At 50.1% G+C, this 20,598-nt stretch carries 19 protein-coding genes; 8 read left to right on the forward strand and 11 right to left on the reverse strand.

The genetic code is table 11. The features are described from left to right. The first annotated feature begins 34 nt into the window (after positions 1-34). The 5 genes from McpAg1_RS02705 to McpAg1_RS02725 all read left to right on the forward strand — a co-directional run bounded on the left by McpAg1_RS02705 (position 35) and on the right by McpAg1_RS02725 (position 7,033). Positions 35-256 carry a hypothetical protein gene (locus McpAg1_RS02705; protein ID WP_338093752.1) on the forward strand — a complete coding sequence of 74 codons (222 nt, stop codon included), beginning with the start codon at positions 35-37 and terminating at the stop codon, positions 254-256. A 162-nt stretch (positions 257-418) separates the two neighbouring features. Continuing rightward, the gene (gene tgtA / locus McpAg1_RS02710) at positions 419-1,864 is read left to right on the forward strand and encodes a tRNA guanosine(15) transglycosylase TgtA (protein ID WP_338093753.1); all 1,446 of its coding nucleotides are present in this window, start codon (positions 419-421) and stop codon (positions 1,862-1,864) included. Next, a complete protein-coding gene (gene arcS, locus McpAg1_RS02715; protein WP_338093754.1) occupies positions 1,861-3,489 on the forward strand; it encodes an archaeosine synthase subunit alpha in 1,629 nt (542 codons plus the stop codon). Before tgtA ends, arcS begins: the two co-directional genes overlap by 4 nt. A gap of 1,089 nt (positions 3,490-4,578) precedes the next feature. Beyond that, a complete protein-coding gene (locus McpAg1_RS02720) occupies positions 4,579-6,588 on the forward strand; it encodes an ATP-dependent DNA helicase (RefSeq protein ID WP_338093755.1) in 2,010 nt (669 codons plus the stop codon). A 4-nt stretch (positions 6,589-6,592) separates the two neighbouring features. After that, positions 6,593-7,033 carry a methylated-DNA--[protein]-cysteine S-methyltransferase gene (locus McpAg1_RS02725; RefSeq protein WP_338093756.1) on the forward strand — a complete coding sequence of 147 codons (441 nt, stop codon included), beginning with the start codon at positions 6,593-6,595 and terminating at the stop codon, positions 7,031-7,033. Between the two features lie 68 nt (positions 7,034-7,101). Here the strand turns inward: McpAg1_RS02725 and McpAg1_RS02730 are convergent, their stop codons facing one another. From McpAg1_RS02730 to McpAg1_RS02740, 3 genes are all read right to left on the reverse strand, one after another. Further along, a complete protein-coding gene (locus tag McpAg1_RS02730; protein WP_338093757.1) occupies positions 7,102-7,944 on the reverse strand; it encodes a type IV pilin domain-containing protein in 843 nt (280 codons plus the stop codon). A gap of 290 nt (positions 7,945-8,234) precedes the next feature. Further along, positions 8,235-8,528 (reverse strand): type II toxin-antitoxin system HicA family toxin, encoded by a 294-nt coding sequence (locus McpAg1_RS02735; RefSeq protein WP_338093758.1) that lies wholly within the window; start codon positions 8,526-8,528, stop codon positions 8,235-8,237. A 4-nt stretch (positions 8,529-8,532) separates the two neighbouring features. Beyond that, the gene (locus McpAg1_RS02740; protein ID WP_338093759.1) at positions 8,533-8,976 is read right to left on the reverse strand and encodes a hypothetical protein; all 444 of its coding nucleotides are present in this window, start codon (positions 8,974-8,976) and stop codon (positions 8,533-8,535) included. A gap of 275 nt (positions 8,977-9,251) precedes the next feature. Between McpAg1_RS02740 and McpAg1_RS02745 the strand changes: the two genes are divergently transcribed. Continuing rightward, entirely contained in the window at positions 9,252-10,667 is a 1,416-nt protein-coding gene (locus McpAg1_RS02745) for a coiled-coil domain-containing protein (protein ID WP_338093760.1), read from the forward strand. Between the two features lie 84 nt (positions 10,668-10,751). After that, positions 10,752-12,254, forward strand: coding sequence for a coiled-coil domain-containing protein (locus McpAg1_RS02750; RefSeq protein ID WP_338093761.1), 1,503 nt, complete (start codon positions 10,752-10,754; stop codon positions 12,252-12,254). Positions 12,255-12,467: 213 nt separating this feature from the next. On the opposite strand, the gene McpAg1_RS02755 is transcribed toward McpAg1_RS02750, so the two are convergent. Next, on the reverse strand, positions 12,468-14,090 hold the full coding sequence (locus McpAg1_RS02755) for a putative manganese-dependent inorganic diphosphatase (RefSeq protein WP_338093762.1): 1,623 nt from the start codon (positions 14,088-14,090) through the stop codon (positions 12,468-12,470). A 169-nt stretch (positions 14,091-14,259) separates the two neighbouring features. On the opposite strand from McpAg1_RS02755, the gene McpAg1_RS02760 reads away from it, so the two are divergent. Then, positions 14,260-14,553 carry a UPF0058 family protein gene (locus McpAg1_RS02760; RefSeq protein WP_338093763.1) on the forward strand — a complete coding sequence of 98 codons (294 nt, stop codon included), beginning with the start codon at positions 14,260-14,262 and terminating at the stop codon, positions 14,551-14,553. Positions 14,554-14,893: 340 nt separating this feature from the next. Here the strand turns inward: McpAg1_RS02760 and McpAg1_RS02765 are convergent, their stop codons facing one another. The 7 genes from McpAg1_RS02765 to McpAg1_RS02795 form a co-directional block, all read right to left on the reverse strand. Continuing rightward, positions 14,894-15,697 (reverse strand): ATP-grasp domain-containing protein, encoded by an 804-nt coding sequence (locus McpAg1_RS02765; RefSeq protein WP_338093764.1) that lies wholly within the window; start codon positions 15,695-15,697, stop codon positions 14,894-14,896. A 315-nt stretch (positions 15,698-16,012) separates the two neighbouring features. After that, positions 16,013-16,744, reverse strand: coding sequence for a DUF116 domain-containing protein (locus McpAg1_RS02770; protein ID WP_338093765.1), 732 nt, complete (start codon positions 16,742-16,744; stop codon positions 16,013-16,015). Continuing rightward, on the reverse strand, positions 16,745-17,449 hold the full coding sequence (locus McpAg1_RS02775) for a DUF116 domain-containing protein (RefSeq protein WP_338093766.1): 705 nt from the start codon (positions 17,447-17,449) through the stop codon (positions 16,745-16,747). Positions 17,450-17,452: 3 nt separating this feature from the next. Continuing rightward, a complete protein-coding gene (gene mtnA, locus McpAg1_RS02780; protein ID WP_338093767.1) occupies positions 17,453-18,478 on the reverse strand; it encodes an S-methyl-5-thioribose-1-phosphate isomerase in 1,026 nt (341 codons plus the stop codon). Beyond that, complete coding sequence (locus McpAg1_RS02785) at positions 18,475-19,770, reverse strand: FAD-dependent oxidoreductase (protein WP_338093768.1); 1,296 nt, start codon at positions 19,768-19,770, stop codon at positions 18,475-18,477. The genes mtnA and McpAg1_RS02785 overlap by 4 nt, the downstream gene beginning before the upstream one ends. Beyond that, on the reverse strand, positions 19,757-20,281 hold the full coding sequence (locus McpAg1_RS02790; protein ID WP_338093769.1) for a gamma carbonic anhydrase family protein: 525 nt from the start codon (positions 20,279-20,281) through the stop codon (positions 19,757-19,759). The genes McpAg1_RS02785 and McpAg1_RS02790 overlap by 14 nt, the downstream gene beginning before the upstream one ends. Before the next feature lie 71 nt (positions 20,282-20,352). Continuing rightward, a partial coding sequence (locus McpAg1_RS02795) for a hypothetical protein (RefSeq protein WP_338093770.1) occupies positions 20,353-20,598 on the reverse strand: 246 nt, incomplete at its 5' end.

Here is a 20,598-nt window from a genome sequence, read left to right on the forward strand (position 1 = left end):
GATTAATGCTGTTGCCAAGAGAAGGTATTAGATAATGGTTGTTCCCTGTCTGACCTGTACGGCGCTTGACAAGCACGAGTATAGTATGAATAACGAATCCGGCAGTTACGAGTATCATGTGAGCTGCAGCCGCGGTATTGTTGTTCCTGATCCGATGCCAAAAGAGGGTTTTGTCTGCGAGCAGTACGAGAATAAACTCGCGGTTCTGCCAAGGGTTCGCCGCAGCAGTTGTGCGGTTGAGATCCGCCGCGACTGAATTTTTTTTGAAAAATTTCCAAGACGAAACGTACTAAATCTTTTTGTGGCATCACCGTTTCTTCTCCGAAAAATTCTTTCAAAGCCCCAGATTTAATAGGACTCCCGCCAAACAAATACCAATCATATCGCTGACATTTTCGCAAGGGAGCAGATACAAAAAATGGGCATATATTTTGAAGTAATCCACAAAGACATCGCAGGACGCGTCGGCAAACTCAAAGTCGGCGACAAAACCATCAAAACCCCGGCTCTCTTACCGGTCGTCAACCCGCACTTACAGGTAATCCCGCCGTCAGAGATGAAGAAGATGGGTGTTGAAGGAATCATCACCAACGCCTATATCTTCTCCAAAAGCGAGGAGTATCGCAGTCAGGCGCTCGAACGCGGACTGCATGACGTCCTTGACTTTGACGGCCTCATCATGACCGACTCAGGATCATTTCAGATGTCGGTCTACGGCAGCGTAGACATCACCAACGAAGAAACGATCTCCTTCCAGCGCGACATCGGCTCTGATATCTGGGTGCCTCTTGACATCCCGACGCACCCGGACACCGACCGCGAAGAGGTCATTGCCCAGATGGAGGTCACCATGGACCGGATGCGGGAAGCAAAAGAGATCTTCGGACCCGATGCCCCGCTTTCCGGTCCGGTTCAGGGAGCGGTCTTTGAAGACCTCCGCGAGTCGGCAGGCAGAACAGTTTCTGAGATGGGATTTGCCTACTGCCCTGTTGGGGCGGTCGTTCCGTTAATGGAATCCTACCGGTACCGCGAACTCGTCGACGTCATCATCGCCGCCAAAAAAGGACTCAACCCGGGAGCCTGCGTTCACCTTTTCGGTGCCGGACACCCGTCCATGTTTGCTCTTGCAGTAGCTCTCGGCTGTGATGTCTTCGACTCAGCAGCCTACGCACTCTACGCAAAAGAGGGACGCTACATCACGCCGTCCGGCACCCTCAAACTCGAAGAGATGAGCGAACTTCCCTGTGCCTGTCCGGTCTGTCGTTCGCATACCGCAGACGAACTCAGAAAATCTCCCGACAAACAAAAACTCCTCGCCTACCACAACCTCGCCGTCACCATGGCAGAGATCTCCCGCGTCCGTGCGGCGGTTCAGGAAGGAACCCTCTGGGAACTCGTCGACGAACGCTGCCGGGCACACCCGCGGCTGCTCGATGGATATCGTCGTCTGCTGGAACGCTCGGCCGAACTCGAACACCTCGACCGTGCAACCAAACGCAGATTCTTCTACCGCGGCTCAGAATCCTGCGATCGTACCGAAGTCAAAAAGTATCATGAGATGATTCCCCGCGTGAAACTTTCTGACGTCTCTTTGATTGATGCCGGAGGACCAGTTCCCTCACGCTTCACCGAGGTTATCGGATTCAAACCGCCGTTTGGTCCGGTACCCTACGAGCTTGCCGAGACTTTTCCGGTCGGTCCCTGCGAAATTCCGTCCTGGGATGAAACGATGGTCGCCTGTGGTATCAAAGGTCTTGCGGCACTTCTCGCCACCAACCCTGACACCAAAGTTACCATCTCCACAACCGAGAAGTGGGCTTCCCTGTTCCGGTCAGCATTTCCTGACTGCGAGGTCATCGTATGAGTGTCTTTGACGCGAGAGTCCGCGACGGCCTTGCCAGAACCGGCATGCTCCGCGTTGGCGACGAAGAGATAAAAACGCCGGCAGCAGTGGACATACTCAGACTGTTTCCCTCGCTTTTGGACCGGCCGTTTACTAACCTCCCGCTCTCAGCACCAAAATCTGATGCAGACAAATACTATGTGGCTGGTAAAGATCCGGTCTCGTTTCACCCGCTTGCAGACTGTCCCGCAGAGTCGGGCGATGTCGTGATGGTTCCCGGCTGGCGATCAGTACTCGGAGACGCCCGCAGATATGCAGAGTATCTCTCTCCGCTTTTTGCCGGCACTCCGCCAGACGTTGCCCGCTACGCTCCTGCCTGCGCGTTGCCGTCAAATGCTGCAATGCTGATTGCGACCGGCTTTGATCTCTTTGACTACACGGCAGTTGATCTTGCCAGCGTGCAGAAAAAGTTCTGCATGACCGAAGGCGAGTTTGATGCATCCTATATGGACAAAGGTGTCTGCGGCTGCGAAGGATGCCGGACCGGCAACCTTGCTCTGCATAACAGGCTTGCTCTCGACCGCGAGATTGCTGTTGTCAAGACATGGATTGAGTCGGGACAGATTCGCGATCTGATTGAGCAGCGATGCAGACTTCATGCCGAACAGGTAGGCCTGCTCCGTCATCTTGACCGATCGCCGGTCACCTCTGCCGCTCTGCCGGCAGTCCGGTCCTCGCGGTTTATGGCAAACTCCGCAGAGTCTATGACGCGGCCGGAGATTGCATTCTTCGAAGACCGCGTGGTGAACAGATTTGTTCCTTCGCGAAATGATGTCTGTGTGCTTTTGCCGTGTGCGGCGCGAAAACCCTACTCGCTTTCAAAGACACATCAGAAGTTTCAGAGAGTTATCGAAGGAAGAGCACACGAGGTCATCGTTACTTCGCCGCTGGGTGTTGTGCCCAGAGAGCTTGAACTTCTCTATCCTGCCGGCCATTATGATGTGCCGGTTACCGGTTACTGGGACCGCGAAGAGTCGGCAATTCTTGTCGAGTACGTTGCGGCATACCTTGCAAAGCACCGCTACGAGAGAGTTATCTGTCATCTTGAAGGAGGAGCAAAAGCTGTGGCAACTGCTGCTGCAGAAAAAGCGGGTGTTGTTCTTGAACACACCTGCAATGACGACCGCCCCTCTTCCCCAGACTCGCTGCGGGCGCTGAACAATGCCCTGCACGACTGCCGCAAACGCCGCTCTGATTCAATTCGCGGAACGCTTGCCTGGCAGTTCGGCGAACTTGTCGATACGAAAGGATGGATAACGAAAGGCAGGTATCCTGAGCAGAAGATCTTCGACAAGAAACAGCAGATATTTTCTATCGACAGCTCGACCGGTCTTCTCAGGCCGACGATGGAAGGCTGGCAGTTCATCTCCGGTTACCGCGTTACGATCAGCGATGGTTTTGTGCCGCAGGGAGATATTCTTGCGCCCGGTATTTTTGACTGTGATCCAAACATTCGTGAAGGCGATGAGGTCTATGTGACCGGTTCGGGGTATCTTGCGACCGGAAAAGCTGCGATGAGTGCTGATGAGATGCTTCGTTCGTCCCGCGGTGTTGCCGTTCGCGTGCGCAAGACGAAAAAGATGTGAATCTTTGGTTGAATCTGAAGCTTCAAATACAACATATCCCTCTTTTTCTGAAAAAATTTTGGTACTAAATATAGTCCTTTATAGGATTATGACGTATCATAGTATCAACGAGTGAGGACCCCAAACTCTGAGAACTCGGGTTTGAATCAGCACTCGTTACAGATCTGCACTCTCCAGTTCCGATGGCGGTTTTTACCCCCGAATTGAAATCTGCCGGCAGGATTTGCGATAGTGACAAGATTTGTTGAGACAGCCACCAGATGGAACAGAGCCAAGGTCACATTGGGCAAATCAACCACCCTTGCCTAAAAAATCACTACGGCTACAGGCTGCCGCAGACCGGCGAGTTTTCCGGTCTGCGGCAGGTTACATACACATTCATACCACACACACATACTCTCCAAAAAACAATTGGGTATACGGTTCTCCACAGGCCGAAACCTAACGGCACGCGATTCAGGATTCATGAATCGCGTGCCTTGTACTTTTCGTATCAAATTTTTTTCACTCGTTTGTCGGTAAATATGACTAACGTCCAGCACATTATGTAAAACATTTTATACAAATGAGTTCTATGTGTATATGGTTGTGAGAGTTCGGGAAGAGACCCGAAAAGATCACAACAAACAATGTTATTCGGCGGTGAAGTCTGAGTAATATTGATGTCACGACTCTTGGATGGGTCGTGATCGTACAGTAAAGCAGCAACCACCACACACAAGCATTCATTCATAATCAGGCATCCGGAAATCCCCACACACAACGGATGCCCCAATACTTTTTTTTTCAAACATGTCTCGATTGAAATTTTCTTGTGGTTTCACTTGTGTGATATCATAAAAAAAGATTTAGTGAGTTTCGTCCTGGAAATTTTTCAAAAAAAAATTGTCGCTGAAGTAGAGAACACGAATTGATTCTTCCAAATAACTGCGGGAGATATGTTGTCACATGAAAATATTTCATCACGATATTTCAGAAAAAAAAAATCACTAAATTTTTTTGCGAGAGTACAGAACAAAAAATGAAGCTACCCCCTGATCAGACAAAGCGTAACTCCATTATTACTGGAGGTCCAATACTACCTCATCAATGTCATCCATCACCGACTACTTTCCCTATCAGTCCTACCGTAAAAACCAGAAAGAGATGCTGGAAGCGGTGGCAAAGACCGCACGGGAAGGCGGTATCCTCATGGTGGATGCACCAACCGGAAGCGGCAAGTCAAGCGTGATCGCTCCCCTGCTTGCCGAGGCAAACGGCAAAAAAATTTTCGTTGCGGTCCGCACAATCTCACAGCTGCAGATCTTCATCCGAGAACTCGAACTGATCCGGCAGAAGAAAAAGCGTGACCTCAAGTTCGTCTACTTAATCGGCAAAGGAAACATGTGTCCTTTAGGCGGCTACGGAGATGTCTACCGCAGATGCGAAGGAGTGAAGGCGTTCTCGACCGCTCTCATGCAGGAGAGAGCAGACCGCGGGTCGATGGTTCCATCAAAGGACAAGATGATCCTTGAACAGATCAGAAAGCAGGACCGCGATCATCCGATGCTCTGTCCGTACTTTATCAACAGCCGCGTCTTTGTGCAAGGGGAGGAAGGCGGCAGAAGACTCATCCCGTCTCCAGAGATGCGAACCAAAGCCGAGCGGGCACAGAAGGGTGTTGTCATGCCTGCCGATCTGCATGAGTTTGCCGGCAGTGTCTGTCCGTACGATCTGATGCTTTCTGCGGCTCGCGGGGCTGATGTGGTGATTCTCAACTATCATCACCTCTTCAATGACGACATTCGCGAACAGCTGTATGTGACTCTGCAGTGCGAACCAACGGACGTGATGATGCTTCTTGACGAAGCCCACAATCTCGGTGATGTGGTGCAGGGCATTCAGAGCATTCGCCTCAGTGAGATCGATATCGAAAATGCTTCGCACGAACTTGCGTCCATCCGGGGGAAAGTTCGCGGGGCTGATGCGGTCCGTCATGTTCTACCAAGAATTGCGGAGTTCATGAACGGGTTGAAGCGGTCGAACGAGGTGGAGGACTGGTTTGATCCGACAATCTTTAACAGATTGTTAATCAAGGGTTCGCTCTACACCAAGCTCGACGACATCTTGGATGATCTGTTGTCGATTAAGGAGACGCTTCGCGAGGCAAGTATTCAGAAGGCCGAGTACCGCGAGACGGCAATTGAGCGGTTGTGCGAGTTTTTGTTCAGGATTTACCGGTCTTCATCCGACCCGGCATTTCTTACGGTTTATGTGAAGGATGGGGATGCGGTAAATCTTGAGGTGAGAAACATCGATCCGGCAAATCGGTTGCAGGAGATGGTTTCGATGCATGCGGCAACTGTTCTTATCAGCGGAACTCTTGCGCCGGTAGAGTCCTACCGGCGTTACTACTTTGGTGAGATGCCGGTTGGGACGTTGTCTTTGCCGAATTCGTTCCCAAAGGAGAATCGTCTGGTGCTTGGCAGCCGCGATATCACGACTGCATTTTCGCGGCGGCAGAACTCGGAAAACACGGCGGCAATCACCGCCTACATTCTTGCGTTCGCAAAGCTTCCGGGAAATATTGCGATATACTTCCCTTCGTATCAGCTGCAGTCGCAGTTTGCGAAACTCTGTGAGGGAAAGATCAGGTCAAAGCAGGTGTTCATCGAACCCCGCGAGACTGAGGAGGCGAACGCAGCACTCAAGGAGTTCATCAGTCTTCCAAGTCAGCGAAAGTCGGGCGTGATGTTTGCGGTCTGCGGAGGAAAATGGAGCGAGGGGCTTGACTACCGCGGCGATCAGCTGACCGCGGCGATGGTGATCGGGCTTCCTCTGGCACCCTTTACGCAGGTTCGGCGGATGGTGAACAGTTACTTTAAGCGAAAGTTTGGAAGCGAGGGAGAGTTTATTGCTTATACGCTTCCTGCGATGAACAAGGCGCTTCAGGCGCTCGGTCGTGTTCTCCGAACCGAGACGGATCGCGGTGTGCTTATCTTAGGCGAGGAGCGGTTTTTGGATCCTGAGATCTTTTCCGGGCTTCCGCCATGGATGAAGGCTGAGTTAAAAGAGTGCGATGCGGATATGTTGCCTGGAATTCTTGCGAAGTGGAAGTGATTGTATGATGAAGACTGGTTCGTGTAGTTTTGGGATGTGGAAGGTTCTTGTTTCCTGGGAAGGAAATGTTGTGCATCAGGTGCAGTTTGTGAGAACCGCGCCTGAGGGTTTGGTTCCGGTGCAGTTCACGAAGTTTCTTGCGGGCCGGGTTGATTCGTTTGCACCTCTCGTGTCTGCGGCAGTTTCGGGAGATTCTGTTTACTCACGCATTTATGCGGCGGTGTCTGATATTCCTTACGGGGAGACGAGGACGTACGGGGAGGTTGCTTTTGCTGCTGATACACATCCGCGGGTTGTCGGGAATGCGATGGCGAGAAATCCTACTGCACTGATTGTTCCCTGCCATCGTGTTACTGCGGCGGATGGAGGGCTTGGGGGTTTCACGCCTGATCTGCAGATCAAGAGGGATCTGCTGAAGATGGAGGGGAAGAGGAGGAGGGGGTGAAGGGGTTGTGTGAGCAGGGTATTTTGTGGAGTCGGAGATATCGGTGAGTCTCGGTCGAGTGAAATAAACTATGGGTTTACTATCGTACCGATCTCAACAAGATTTACACCACCATAATTATCTAGGTTTATTTTTAATATACCTCCAATATTATATAGTGTCTTTATCTTGCCCACGCTCTGGCTTGTTATTGGGCCCGATATTGCATCTCGAACTAGTTCTGGTGTAATATCTACTTTAACACATTGACCGGGCCTCAGATCCCAGTACTGATCCCTATTTACTCCTTTCATTACACGTTTATTAGAATCACTATTGTCGATAAAATATAGATACTCACCATCTCCGAAATCCAGTAATGTCTTTTGAGGAATCGTCACTGTTTCACCAGGGTCATCATAATGCTTGTCATAATACTCCTTCCACTCTACTTTATTGTAAAGTATATATTCCACCACCTCTTCGACTCCCTTAAACGCCGCATCCTGCATAAGCAGCACCTGCTCTGTTCCGTCAGCAAATGTCCCCCGCACCAGAAGCTTCGTTGCGTAAGACGACATATTCCCCGAAGGCCTCGCAACCTTCTTCGCCGTAAGCGGTATGCCGACCGGTGCAGAGCCTGCCGTTCCGTTCCATACCTCGACGTACTCTCCGGCAGAAGAGCCGGCATCGATTACCTCGACTTTTACCAGCTCGGGAATATTTTTGCTGCCGTAGAGTGTCACGACCGCATCATTCCCTGAAGGTGCGGCACTCGCCGTAACTCCGACAACATACCCAGGCTGATTGCCTGCCATACCTATTACGGCAATCGCGACGATAGCCACCAGTACTGCCGTTATCAGTACCAGCATTACTGCTCCAATCACTGGTGAAACCGCGTTCTCAGTATTTTTGGTATTAGCACACACAACGCCTCACCACAAATTTTTCCTTTTAAGTATGGTATTTTGGATTTCAGGGGTAATATAATTTTCCGAGACAGCAATGATGTTTTCATGATCAAAGATCATTCATTTGAATTCAGTTTGAGCGTATATTTGGATTTTCAGCGAGATAATTAGGACGTCACTCTGTGAATTATGAACTCATTTTTTGGGAATTGTGCCATGTACTCGCAGGAGAATATTTCGTGAAGTTGAAGAAAAATGTCTGCATGAATAGCGGGCAGGTTTTTGTCTGGAAGAAAACAAAAAAAGAGTTAATCTCTCTGAAGAAGACCACGAGCAGCATAACGGGCGGCCAGTTCATCGTGTTCGATTTTGCAGGAGATCATCTCAAGAAATTCAGCTTTTGAAAGATAGGTTTGTTCCGCCATCTCTCGCTGTAGTGCATCGTTGATTTCCTGTTTATTGTGGCTTAAATGTGTTGCAATTTCTGATTTCTTTCCATCATGTACAAAGAAATAAACAAGATGCTTTGATCGACCGCGTACCAAAACAAAACCTTTCTTTCTCAGGGCTTTCGTTACCGCATCACATTTTAGCACCGACAAGATATCACGTCCAAACCGAGTCCATCAATTTCTTGCCAAATGTGACTGCCCCATCTGTCATGGGTTGATTGTCTGTGTAAATATCAATGAGATCTGCAAACTGTAAGCGGGCTTCCTCCAGTCCATCAATGATATCAGTACAGGTTACGAGAATTTTAAACTCGCTATTTGAGAGAATCAGTGTATTATCTTCATCAATGATGACTTTTAGCGGGATCGGTTTTTTCAATTTCTTCAGATCATCGTTTACATAAACTGATTTGAGGAATACTGCACCAATACCCTCATCGGACTCTGAAACTGCAACAGTATGGAGAATTGGCTCTAAAACATCACTGTATGACTCGTTCCCTCTCTTCAAAGAACGGAGCGTCTCTTTTACGTGTGGAGTTACGGAGATAGTAGCCGTTACTTTCTGTGGTTTATCCCTGGATTCCACCGCCTGCATAATATCAGATAATGGGGAGGATAACATAATAGGTTTTTTGCATAAAATAAAATCAATTCCTCTCAGAAAAATTATCTCAAAACACACCTGACGAAAAAATCAGGAAAACCTGAGTTTGACATGCTCCTGTCACTAACCAATGCCCCTTGATCGCATTCAATATTTTCCCGTGAACTGATAACCCCTGGACTGCACATGAATAATGATGCAAAGCCCAAAAACGAACATTTATCTTAAATACCGATGATGATATAAATATAGTAGGTATCAGAGGTATGGTTGACAATAATACAGCAGGAGGCTCAGGCCGGTACCGGAAAGTGTCCAGTGCCGGCATCTCGGAACGGCTGTTTTCGTGGGGAAAAGTCCAATCCGAGATAGTATCTGCGGAAAACGAATATCTCCAAATAGCTGGATCTCTCGCAGAAGCCAATAAAAATATCGATCAGCTCAAACGGGAAAACGCAGCACTCACCACAAAATATGAACAGGCAACCACCCAATTCACCCAAATATCCGAAAAACTTGCCGAAGAAACCATCGCGCATCAACTTCTGAAGGAAAGCTACGAAGCCAACTCACAAAACTGGTCAGACGACGACAAAGTAAAAGAGCTGGAACTTCACAACCAGCAGACCGAACTCGCCGCCAAAAAAAGTGAGATCAGCCGGCTTGAGACCGAACTGGAAAACGCTGTCGCCAAAGCTCAGGAACTTGAAACACAGCTTGCCGAAAACAAAACCGAACTCGCCGAAAAGACCTCCCGGTACGATGCATTAACCTCCGAGTACACAGAACTCGTTCGCCAAAAAAACGAATCACTCGATCGTCTTGCTGCCTCCGAAGAAACCATCTCCAACCTCACTCAGACGCACGAAAAAGAAATTGAAGCACTCAACAAAGACTTCGAAGAAAAAGGCCGCCAGTTCCTCCCAACCATTCACGAACTCACCCGAACGGTTGACTCCTGGAAGTACCAGCGTGAATGCGACCTGACCGAAATTCACCGACTCAGAACTGACCTTGACGACAAATGTGCGGAAGCAGAAAAACTCAGAAAAGAACTGAACGAACTGCGTGACGTCAAAATGAAGATGCTCACCGACATCAACCGGATGGGATTCACCTCAGTCAAGGCCGACCTCGAAAACCAAAACAAACAGGAACAGCTCAAAGAAGAGCAAGCCAGACTTACCCGCGAGATCAGCAACCTTCAGCAGACCAAACACTCGCTCGAATCTGACCTCTGCGCAAAAAAAGAAACACTCTCCACCTACTCTGCCATCACCTCCGAGATCCTCGACGAATGGAAGGAACATGCCAAGCGTACCAGAACCTCCATCACGGACGCTGCAGGAACAGCACCAACCGAAGAAAAGTACGGACTCCTCGCAACAATCAGCGGTCATCACACTGCGTTCGTACCTTTCGCCCCAAGTTCCTACGAAGAACTGCGAAACGCAGACGCCATGGTCCGCGAGGCTGCAAAGAAACTGGCAACATGTATGAACACCTCAAACTGCCGCAAAGAAGCGTTCATCGTTGTCCCGGACGAATGCATGATGTACATTACGAAGACCCTGTACGCATCTCCGGCCTGTTCGGTTGAAGTAATCACCCCTTCGCAGGTGATTGCAGCGGTTCGAACCATTGCGCGGTTTGTGGTCTACGAAAAGACCCAGACCCGCTAACTCCTTTTTTTTCTGCTTGTTTTCTTATTGGAAAATGCGAATGTATTATCTGATAGGACACACATATATTTCCTTGATTAGATTATGAGCGATTCGGAAAATCTTGATGCATTCTTCGGAAAGGTTCGCGATGCCGGTGTGGGGACTCGCCTTTTCTCCTGGAAGAAGATAACTGCGGCAGCGGCAACCGCAGAGGAAGAGTATAAGGTCATAACCGGTACTCTTTCGGAGACGCAAAACAGGCTTGCAGAAACTGAATCCCTTTCTGCAGATCAGGAAGCTGAGATCAATGCGCTCGGCAGCCGCCTGGAAGAGATAAAATCCCTGAACGAGGATCTCCACAGCGACGGAGACACGTTATCTGAGGAGAAGAGTCTTCTTGAGAACAAGCTGTCCGAGATGACAAAGACTGCGTCTGCGAATGCGGACTCTGCAGAACAGTGGAAGGCTGCGGAAGGTGCACGCCGTGCCGAGTTACAGGCCTTGAACGATCAGTACGCCCAACTTACCGAAGCGCACAACTGCCTCATGACCGAACGCGATACTCTTGCGAACGAACTTTCCGCAGAACGCAGTGCACATATGGCAGATAATGATCAGGCACGGCTCTTCCGCGAGCAGTATCTTTCCCGCGAGGCCGAGCTGGATATCCTTAGAAAGAATATTGATGCTGCGGTTAAGGAAAGTTCTGCACGTCAGGAAGAGATCAATATGCATGTGAGTGAGCGCGATGCAAAGTATGCGGCTCTTGCAATCGAGGCCGAACGGCTGAACGCACTCTCTGCAAAACTTGCCGAGGAGAAGGCAGCAGCAGATCTTTTGGCACGACAGGATATGGTGGAGGTCTTTGACGGCCATCATGCACGGGTCGGCACCATTCTGGAGAAAGTCTGTGCCGATCTGAATCTTGGTCTGAAGACCGAGGCGACCTATCGCGGTACAGGTCATCCCGACTTTGCGATTCTGGTGAACAGCAGTTATGTGTTTTTCAACACGGTGTCGCCTGCGTCTCCTGATGAGGTGGCATCCTTTGAGGGACGTGTTGCGGCTGAGGCTGCTGAGCTGTTCGAGGAGGCAAAGGAGGATGGTGTCCGGGGCGAGGCATATCTTGTGGTGCCAAACTGTGTTGCGTCAAAGCTGACCGAGTTTGTGTATGAATCTGCACGCTGTACGGTGTTTGTGGTTACGCCCGAGGCTCTTGAAGCGATTGTCCGCACACTTCAGAGGATTGAGGAGTACGAGTTCGCCCGCCAGATTACTCCGTTCGAGCTGGATCAGATCTGCCGGTTTATCGGTGAGCTGAGTCATGCTGCGAAGAGAAAAATTGTGCTTGACACCTACTTCAGCAATGAGATGCTGGAGCTTTTACAGAAGGCAGAGAATCTGCCGACCGACGTTGTGGAGGATGTTGCCGGGTACGAGCAGGCCGCACGCATGAACCCGCCAGCAGAACGTGAGTCAACTGTTCTGACGATTCCGTCACTTTCGACAAAGGTGCAGAAGCTTGAGAAGGCAATGCTTGCCAGAGCAGCCGCAGACGCAGTTGATGCTTCGGAAGATGCTGAAGAAGCAGAAGAAGAGCAGTAATAGTATTCATCTCTCATAATCACTTTTTTTTGTTTCGCTTCAGGATGCATTTGAAAAGAAACGCGAATAACGCGAATAAAAAAAATCGCCAATGGCGATTTTTAAGATATTAACGACGTCACTTAATTTTTAGAGAACGATTCATTCTGAGAGATGCAGATGATCTTTATTTTTATTTTTTTATTCGCGTTATTCGCGTTTAAAAAAAAATATTTACAAAAGATTTGCCAGCGTTCGTCCGAAGCGCGGAACGAAATCTTTTTTCCGCGACACAACCCCTTCAAGATGCATCGGTTTTTTCTCCCAGTGCATCTTCATCATCGTCGACTCATCCGCGACCGCAAACATATCAGACCCCATCTCCGACACACTCGTGTACAGCGCAATATAGATATCAGGAGCATTCGACTCACGCATCTTTGCCTGCAGAGCCGCATAAATCTCCTCAGACTGGTTCTGCGCATACTCATACGAAGGCGTCAGAATCTGGGCAACAATCACCCGCTTGCCGGAAAGACTGTACTCCTTCGTATCACGGTCAAGCAGCTCGCTCTGGGACACACCTGACAGCGACATCCCTTCAGCGATCAGCTCCTGAGCATAGGCTGTTGGATCCACATCAGCAATTTTTGCAAGGAAGGAGACAGCCTCCTCATCAAGTCTCGTCGATGTTGACATCTTCAGCCCAAGAGTATCAGAAAGAATTCCCGAAAGAAGAGCGCCCGCAACCTCCTTCCCAGGCTCAATACCTGACTCCATAAATCTCCTGGTCACAATCGTCGAGGTTGAACCGACCGGCTCAAGATCAAAACGGATCGGCTGCAAGGTCGCCATTGCCCCGAGGCGGTGATGATCAATGATCTCAATAATATCAGCAGTCTCAATTCCCTCGACCGCCTGACTGTACTCATTGTGATCCAGAAGAATCACCGACTTCTCCACATCATCCATCAACGAGTTGCGGGAGATCGTACTGATGAGTTTGCCGCTCTCATCCAGCACACAAGCAGTACGATACTTCGAGTTGGAAACGAGTTCCTTCACGTACTCAAGCGTGTCTCCCATGTGAACGGTAGGAACATCGGTCGCCATGATCATCTCTGCTGGCAGAGTCAAGTGAATCGTCTTTGCAACACCAAACGCATCAACATCAGTCGAGAGGACCGTAACCCCGCGTGCCTCAGCAGCTGTAAGCAGCCGGTCGCCAACCGGCGCAGAGTCTGCAATGATCAAAGCTGCAATACCGGCAGACACCAGAGCAAGCTGGGTTGGTTCGTCGTCACCGACAATGGCAATATCCTTCTCGGTGATGCGGGAGAGAATCACATGCAGGGCATCAATTGAGATGTAGACCGAGCCTTCAAGAACATCATGTTTGCGGACGCGGATGTCTGCTGCGAGAATCCGTGCGAGAGTCTCAACCGGCATCGGCGACATGACCAGATTTTCCCGCTTGATCGTACTGACATAGGCATGGGCAAGACCGTGTTCACTCACAAGACCGATCAGTTTTCCTGCAGCATCAGTGATCGGCAGATTTCGCAGATCGTTTGCGTCCATTGTTTCGATGACGTCGATTGTCGGCGTGCTGGCGGTCGCACTCTGGGAGTAGGTGACCGGAATGTCAGCGACTGAGGGCTCAACGTTCAGAATAAGTTCCGGAGCCTCAACGCCAAATTTCTCCAGGGCAAATCTGGACTCGGCATTCAGATCACCGCAGCGGGCTGCGATGTACTGGCCGCCGCCCAGTTTATTGAGATATGCGGCGTAGCCTATAACACTGCAGATACTGTCGGTGTCGGGATGCCGGTGGCCGATTACATAGATGGTTTTCACAGCTGTCTCCTGTTGGTGATTTGGATTGTGGTATATATTTGAACGGAAGGAATGATAGTTATTGTGTCCGCGACATGTTGCCTGCACCCTTTCTCTGCACAATGTTCATATACCTTCAAATGGTTCCGGACAAATGCTTATGTGGTCTGACTTCTCACCTTTATGACACATGCATAAGGAAGAGCTTATCGAACTGCACCAGATATTTTTCGATATAAAGGAGTACTTTGAGTCGATCAATCCTGATCTGAAATTTCCCCAGTATACTGCACTGAAGATCCAGCCAGATCAGATCAACCGCAGCAAGCTTGAGCACAAATATGCAATTTTTATTCTCGGTTCTGAGCTTGCGGCATCCATGAAGGAGTTTGAGACTATCTCTTCCCGCGGGATTCCAACACGTATGAAGGAACTTGCGGAGAAGACGTTACGGGAGATGGAGTCAGAGCGCGAGCATTCGTAATCTGGCAATAATCGGCTTTGGCCAAAAGCCGCGTTCTTTTTTTTGATTTTGTGTACTGATGAAAGTTCTGCCGCCCACGGAAAAGCGGAACACACTGAGTTCCACAGAAAAAAACATCACGGAGCAGACGTGAACATCACGGAAATATTCCTGATACTAACGTGTCAAACCCCTTGATGAAAATGAGATTGAGATTTGATTTTCATACCAAACGAATTGTTTTAGAATTCCGTGATGTTCACGTCTGCTCCGTGATGTTTTTTTTCTGTGAAATTTCCGTGTACTCAGTGTGTTCCGTGGGCGGCTCAGAAATAATAGGCAAAAAAAATAAAAAAAAGTTTCAGCACTTCCCGAGTTTATCCTGTTCGACCAGATACTCGGCAAGCAGTCTGGGGATGGGGGCTGTCATGCAATGCCAGTTCGGGGTTCCGTTGACTTCAAGGACCGTGTAGCCTCCGTCTTCGAGCGGCAGAAGGTCAACACCGCAGTAGTCGATTCCGATAGCCCGTGCTGCTGCTTCTGCTGCCGCACGCATGTCGGCTGGTATTTCTACTGCCGTGCCGCAGCCTCCCTGATGGATGTTATGAGTTAAGTGGTCTGATTCACGTTTGATTGCGCCGACAGCTTTGTTTCCGATGACAAAGATGCGGTAGTCGCGATCATTTTTGACGTACTGCTGTACATAGTACGGCGGGGCTTCGGTTATCTGATCGACCGAGTTGAAGAGATAGATACCGTTTCCGTCAAAGCCGTAGACCGGTTTGTAGACTGCTTTGCCGTCATGGCTTGCGAGAAAATCGGCGACGACTTTTTTGTTGTTTGTGAAGCAGGTGTCAGGGCTCGGCGCTCCGGCATTGATCAACATGGCGGTTGTGGTAACTTTACTTGCACAAGTGGCGATTGCCTCGGGAGAGTTGATGACGCGGTTGGTGAGCTCGAGTGCTTTGAGGAGTTCAAACTGTATGCCGTCCTGCTTAATGCCGCATGCCCAGATGGTCTCTCCATCGACCGGCAGATTGAAGGGATCAACCGAGGCAAGGTTGAGGACTTCAAAGGGGACGTTCATCCGCTTGAGTTCTGCCATCACCATGCCGGTCGAGTTGTCACCCGGTGTGTCGGTGGGTTTGGGAATTATATGAATCATTGCCACTTCTGTATGCCTGCCCGAATCATAAGGATTTCTTTTGGAAAATTTTTGCCTGAAGCGGCTTTGATGATAAATTCATTTATTTACAAACACTGTTCAGCATTGTTTGTAGCTCCGCCCACGGAAAAGCGGAACGCATGCCTTCGGCCTGCTTACTGCTTCGCAGGAACACACGGAAATTTCACAGAAAAACATCACGGAGCAGACGTGATGTTTTTATTTCTGTGTTTTCTGTTTTTCCGTGGGAGGCCAGGAACTAATAGACAACACAAAAAAAAATCGTAAAAAAATATTTTGGTGAAAAAAAAATATTCACTGATCAGGCTTTCTCTCAGGCTCGCGTCGCACAATCGGCTCGGGAAGTCCGATCGACGCGACCTCAAGCAGTTCATCCCAGTCCATCGTCGTCTCGACACACCCGTCGGTCTTGGTCACCACACCAAGCGTAATCATCGAGATACGTTTCCCCATCTCAAGACCCTCCTTCACCTCAAGAATACAGCCGACACCGATCATCGCCTGAGGCCGGTACTTCTTCACCATTCGTTTGATGAATGTGGAGCCCGGAATCAGAAATGTTTTGTATCCTGCCTCCTCCAGAGGAGGGATGACTGACCCAAGACCGCACCTGCCGCAGGAAATACACTTCAGCCCATCCGGCGTAAGACGTGCCGGACAGTTGGACGACCGCAGACACTGCGGGAAAAACACCGCACGATTTTCAACCGGAACAGCCGCAAACGCAGTTGTGTTCACATCATTATCGATCTTGATCAAAAACTCCATCAACTGTGTTGCATCAACGCCGAGAACCTGACAGCCGGTCGCAACCGCCCCTTCCGTAAACGCGAGGACCGGTCTGAGCAGCATCGGGAAGTAGAGATGCTTGCGTTTGATTGAGAGAACAATCAACGCAACCATCGCGATCACAAAAACAATCCAGACAATGATCAGAATCAGAAGAATCTGTCCGACCAGCAGTGCAAGATTATCCCAGAACTGGCTGTTGAACAAAGTCGCCTCAAACGGCAGTGTAACAGACATCTACTTCCTCCCGACAACCGGTTCGGGAAGTCCGATCGACGCAACCTCGAACAGCTCATCCCAGTCAAGACTCGTCTCCACACAGCCGTCCGACTTCATCACAACACCCATCGCCGTCATCTCAATTTTCCTCGCCATCTCCTGAAACTGCTTGATCTCCATCAGACACCCGACACCGATCATCGCCCGCGGGTGAAACCGCTTCAGAAGTCGTTTGATGTAGGTTGAACCGGGCACAATAAACACCAGATACCCTGCATCAGTTAACGCATTCGTCGCCATCCCAAGCCCGCACCGATCGCAGTCAAGACACTTGATCCCAAGGGGCGTCAGATGAGCCGGACACTTCGCCGAGCGCAGACAGTGGGGAAGAAACACCGCACGCTCTTTTACCGGAACAGCTGCGAACTCGTCGCGGTTCACATCATTCTCGAGTTTGATCAGAACAGTAGTGATCTCGGTATCATCAATGCCAACCATCCGGCATCCGGTCCGAACTGCCCCTTTCAGCAGAAGATACGCAGGACGAAGAAGCCAGGGGCAGTAGAGATGTTTCTTTCGGATCGACACAACAAACAGCAGGACGGTTATCACGACAAGGGCAAGCCAGACGAAAAAGATCAGCAGTGCAATCTGACCAATCATCAGAGCCAGCGAGTCCCAGTACGGATGACCAAAAATGGAAAACGGAAGGGTGACCGGCATGGATTACATCTGCCTCAGATTCGAGAAATCGTACGGAGGATACAGAACGCCGACTTCGGTGATGATGCCGGTCACCAGCGAGAGCGGCGTTGCATCAAACGCATAGTTGATGACCGGAACGCCTTCGGGCACGGTTGGCTTTCCCCAGAATGCCGCAACCTCGTCGCGGCTCCGTTCCTCAACAATAATATCTGCTTCAACCGCCTCTACATCAAACGTCGAGATTGGAGCTGCGACATAGAACGGAATGTTGTGATGTTTTGCACAGACCGCATGCATGTAGGTTCCGATTTTGTTGAACACCGCATCCTTCGTGATCCGGTCGGCTCCCACCACAACGCAGTCGATCTTTCCCTTCCGCATCAGATACGCAGCTTCCGAGTCGATGATCGAGGTGACCGGAATGTTGTCATGATGCAGTTCCCATGCGGTCAGGCGTGCTCCCTGCAGAAGAGGACGCGTCTCGCAGGAGACGACCGAGATCTTTTTGCCCATCTTGTGAGCTGAACGAATCACGCCGAGCGCTGTTCCCCACGTTGAACAGGCAAGCGCTCCTGCATTGCAGTGCGTAAGCACGGTTCCGATCTGTGGAAGAAGCGTTGCTCCGTTATGGCCAAGCTGCATGCAGCATTTTTCATCCGCTTCCGCGATAGTTTTCGCGGCGGTGATCGCAAGGAACCTTGCCATCTCAGGCGGAAGATTTTCCATCGACCGCAGCACTTTGTCAATGCCCCACGCAAGGTTCACCGCAGTAGGCCTGGTACTTTTCAGTAAAGCTGCGTCGCTTGCAACCGTCTCGGCAAACTCAACGTCAGAGGTACAGGAAACTGCGGACAATGCAACGCCGAAAGCTCCTGCAACACCGAGAGCCGGAGCTCCCCGGACTTCGAGTCTGCGAATCGCATCAGCGAGTCGTTCAACGGTCTTCACCTCAATGACCACGAACTCGACCGGAAGTTTCGTCTGGTCGATCATCATGATCGAGTTGTTCTCATCATTCCACCAGATTGTTTTCGTCTCGTCCGTCACGGTTTTTCCTCCGAAGAGTAGGAGTCAATTGTTGCCTTCATCGCAGCAGCTCCGCCGGAGATGACGGAGTCGGGGATGTCTTTTGGAGAGACTGCGGCACCTGCGATGTAGATGCCCGGGCGAATCGTTCCTGCCGGATTGAGTTTCATGTCAGCGCTGGAGAGGAAGTTGTTCTCATCAAGCGAAAGTCCGAGAGATTTTGCAAGATGAATGGTATCAGGGAGCGGTTCCATTCCAACCGAGAGGACGACTAAGTCTGCTTCAAGATTTTTGAACTCGCCGGTCTCGGTGTCTTCGATCGGCAGAACAAGATTTGTTCTCGTCTGCTGGATCTCACCGGGGAATGCCCGGACGATGTTGACGCCCATCTGTTTTGCACGTTCTGCGTACTCTTCGTAGCCTTTGCCGTACGCACGAAGGTCGTTGTATAATATAGTGACCTCAGTGTCCGGGTAATGCTCTTTGATCAGCATAGAATTCTTCAGTGCGTACATGCAGCAGACGCAGGAACAGTAGTTTCTGCCGATCGATATGTCGCGGCTGCCGACACACTGGACGAACACGACCGAGTTCGGTCTCTCACCGTTCGACATGCGGCGGACCTCGCCAAGTGTCGGACCTCCGGCATTGATCATCCGCTCAAACTCGATGCTGGTGATGACGTCAGGGTAGCGAAGGTAACCGAACTGCTGTTTCTTTTGTGCGTCAAAGAGGGTGTAGCCTGTTGCAATGACGACAGCGGCAGCGTTGACGGTAATCGTTTTCACTGCGTCTTCGTCTGTGTGCAGCACAGCGTTTTTTCCGCAGACTTCATAGCAGAGTCCGCACTCGATGCAATGGAGGTTGTCTTTGACCGCCCAGTTCGGCACGACCTGTGCATGGGGTTTGTAAATGGCTTTCCGAACACCAAGTCCTGCATCGAATTTATTGTAGACTTCGACCGGGCATATATTGGTGCAGTCGCCACAACCGGTACAGTCAGCCTCGCGGATATAGCGGGGATATTTGGTGATGCTGACCGTGAAGTCGCCTACAGTTCCTTCGATCTTTTCAACTTCCGAAAGTGTGAGGAGAGTAATATTCGGGTGTCTCCCAACCTCTGCCATTTTCGGCGAGAGGATACACATGGAACAGTCATTGGTGGGGAATGTTTTGTCGAGCATTCCCATGTGGCCGCCAATGGTTGGTTCGCGTTCGACGAGCCAGACATGGATGTTGTGGTTGGCGATGTCCATTGCCGCCTGAATGCCGGCAACTCCTGCTCCTATTACGACGACGTCAGTTCCACTCATTGCGGTATCTCCTGCCGACCGCAACATACGTTTCGGCATTTTTGAGGTTGCCGGCAGCCTCTTCGGGAGTGAGTTCCCTGCCGACTTTGCCGGGAACTCCCATGACGAGTGAGTTCGGCGGAATTATTTTTCGTTCCGAGACAAGTGCTCCTGCGGCAACGAGCGAGCCTTTGCCGATCACAGCACCGTTGAGGATTATTGCGCCCATACCGATCAGGCAGTCGTCTTCGATGGTGCAGCCGTGAATGATTGCGCCGTGACCGATGGAGACGTTCTGACCAATGGTTACCGGATGACCGATGCTTTCGTGGATCACGGCGTTGTCCTGTACATTGGATCTGCTGCCAATCGTTATTTTCGCCATGTCTGCCCTGAGGACTGCACCGAACAGAACGGTGACGTCGTCTCCCAAAGTGACGTCGCCTGCAATCGTCGCGTTCGGAGCGACGAAGGTTCGTTCTCCCCTCTTCCCGCCACGGGTAAGTTTCGGGGGGCCTTCGCTGATATCCATAGTGGTACTATAATTCAATGCAGAAAGTTATCAGGATTTCGGATGAGGAGGTGCTGTGCCCATAAATTCGTTTATTGGTAGACACTGTTCGCGGTTCGTTGCTCCGTCCACGGAACACACAGAGTACACGGAAATTTCACAGAAAAAATCACGGAGCAGACGTGAACAACACGGAAAAAATTATCACGAGAAAAATTATCACGAGAAAAATTATCACGAGAAAAATTATCACGAGAAAAATTATCACGAGAAAAATTATCACGAGAAAAATTATCACGAGAAAAATTATCACGAGAAAAATTATCACGAGAAAAATT

The sequence above is a fragment of the Methanorbis furvi genome (assembly GCF_032714615.1).
Classification (GTDB): Archaea; Halobacteriota; Methanomicrobia; order Methanomicrobiales; family Methanocorpusculaceae; genus Methanocorpusculum; species Methanocorpusculum furvi.

Coding starts and splice junctions, on each gene's coding strand:
- McpAg1_RS02750 (WP_338093761.1), top strand. CDS start 10,752: ATGAGCGATTCGGAAAATCTTGATGCATTCTTCGGAAAGGTTCGCGAT.
- McpAg1_RS02705 (WP_338093752.1), top strand. CDS start 35: ATGGTTGTTCCCTGTCTGACCTGTACGGCGCTTGACAAGCACGAGTAT.
- McpAg1_RS02790 (WP_338093769.1), bottom strand. CDS start 20,281: ATGGATATCAGCGAAGGCCCCCCGAAACTTACCCGTGGCGGGAAGAGG.
- McpAg1_RS02745 (WP_338093760.1), top strand. CDS start 9,252: ATGGTTGACAATAATACAGCAGGAGGCTCAGGCCGGTACCGGAAAGTG.
- McpAg1_RS02720 (WP_338093755.1), top strand. CDS start 4,579: ATGTCATCCATCACCGACTACTTTCCCTATCAGTCCTACCGTAAAAAC.
- McpAg1_RS02770 (WP_338093765.1), bottom strand. CDS start 16,744: ATGTCTGTTACACTGCCGTTTGAGGCGACTTTGTTCAACAGCCAGTTC.
- arcS (WP_338093754.1), top strand. CDS start 1,861: ATGAGTGTCTTTGACGCGAGAGTCCGCGACGGCCTTGCCAGAACCGGC.
- McpAg1_RS02725 (WP_338093756.1), top strand. CDS start 6,593: ATGATGAAGACTGGTTCGTGTAGTTTTGGGATGTGGAAGGTTCTTGTT.
- McpAg1_RS02740 (WP_338093759.1), bottom strand. CDS start 8,976: ATGCAGGCGGTGGAATCCAGGGATAAACCACAGAAAGTAACGGCTACT.
- McpAg1_RS02775 (WP_338093766.1), bottom strand. CDS start 17,449: ATGCCGGTCACCCTTCCGTTTTCCATTTTTGGTCATCCGTACTGGGAC.
- McpAg1_RS02760 (WP_338093763.1), top strand. CDS start 14,260: ATGCATAAGGAAGAGCTTATCGAACTGCACCAGATATTTTTCGATATA.
- tgtA (WP_338093753.1), top strand. CDS start 419: ATGGGCATATATTTTGAAGTAATCCACAAAGACATCGCAGGACGCGTC.
- McpAg1_RS02785 (WP_338093768.1), bottom strand. CDS start 19,770: ATGAGTGGAACTGACGTCGTCGTAATAGGAGCAGGAGTTGCCGGCATT.
- McpAg1_RS02765 (WP_338093764.1), bottom strand. CDS start 15,697: ATGATTCATATAATTCCCAAACCCACCGACACACCGGGTGACAACTCG.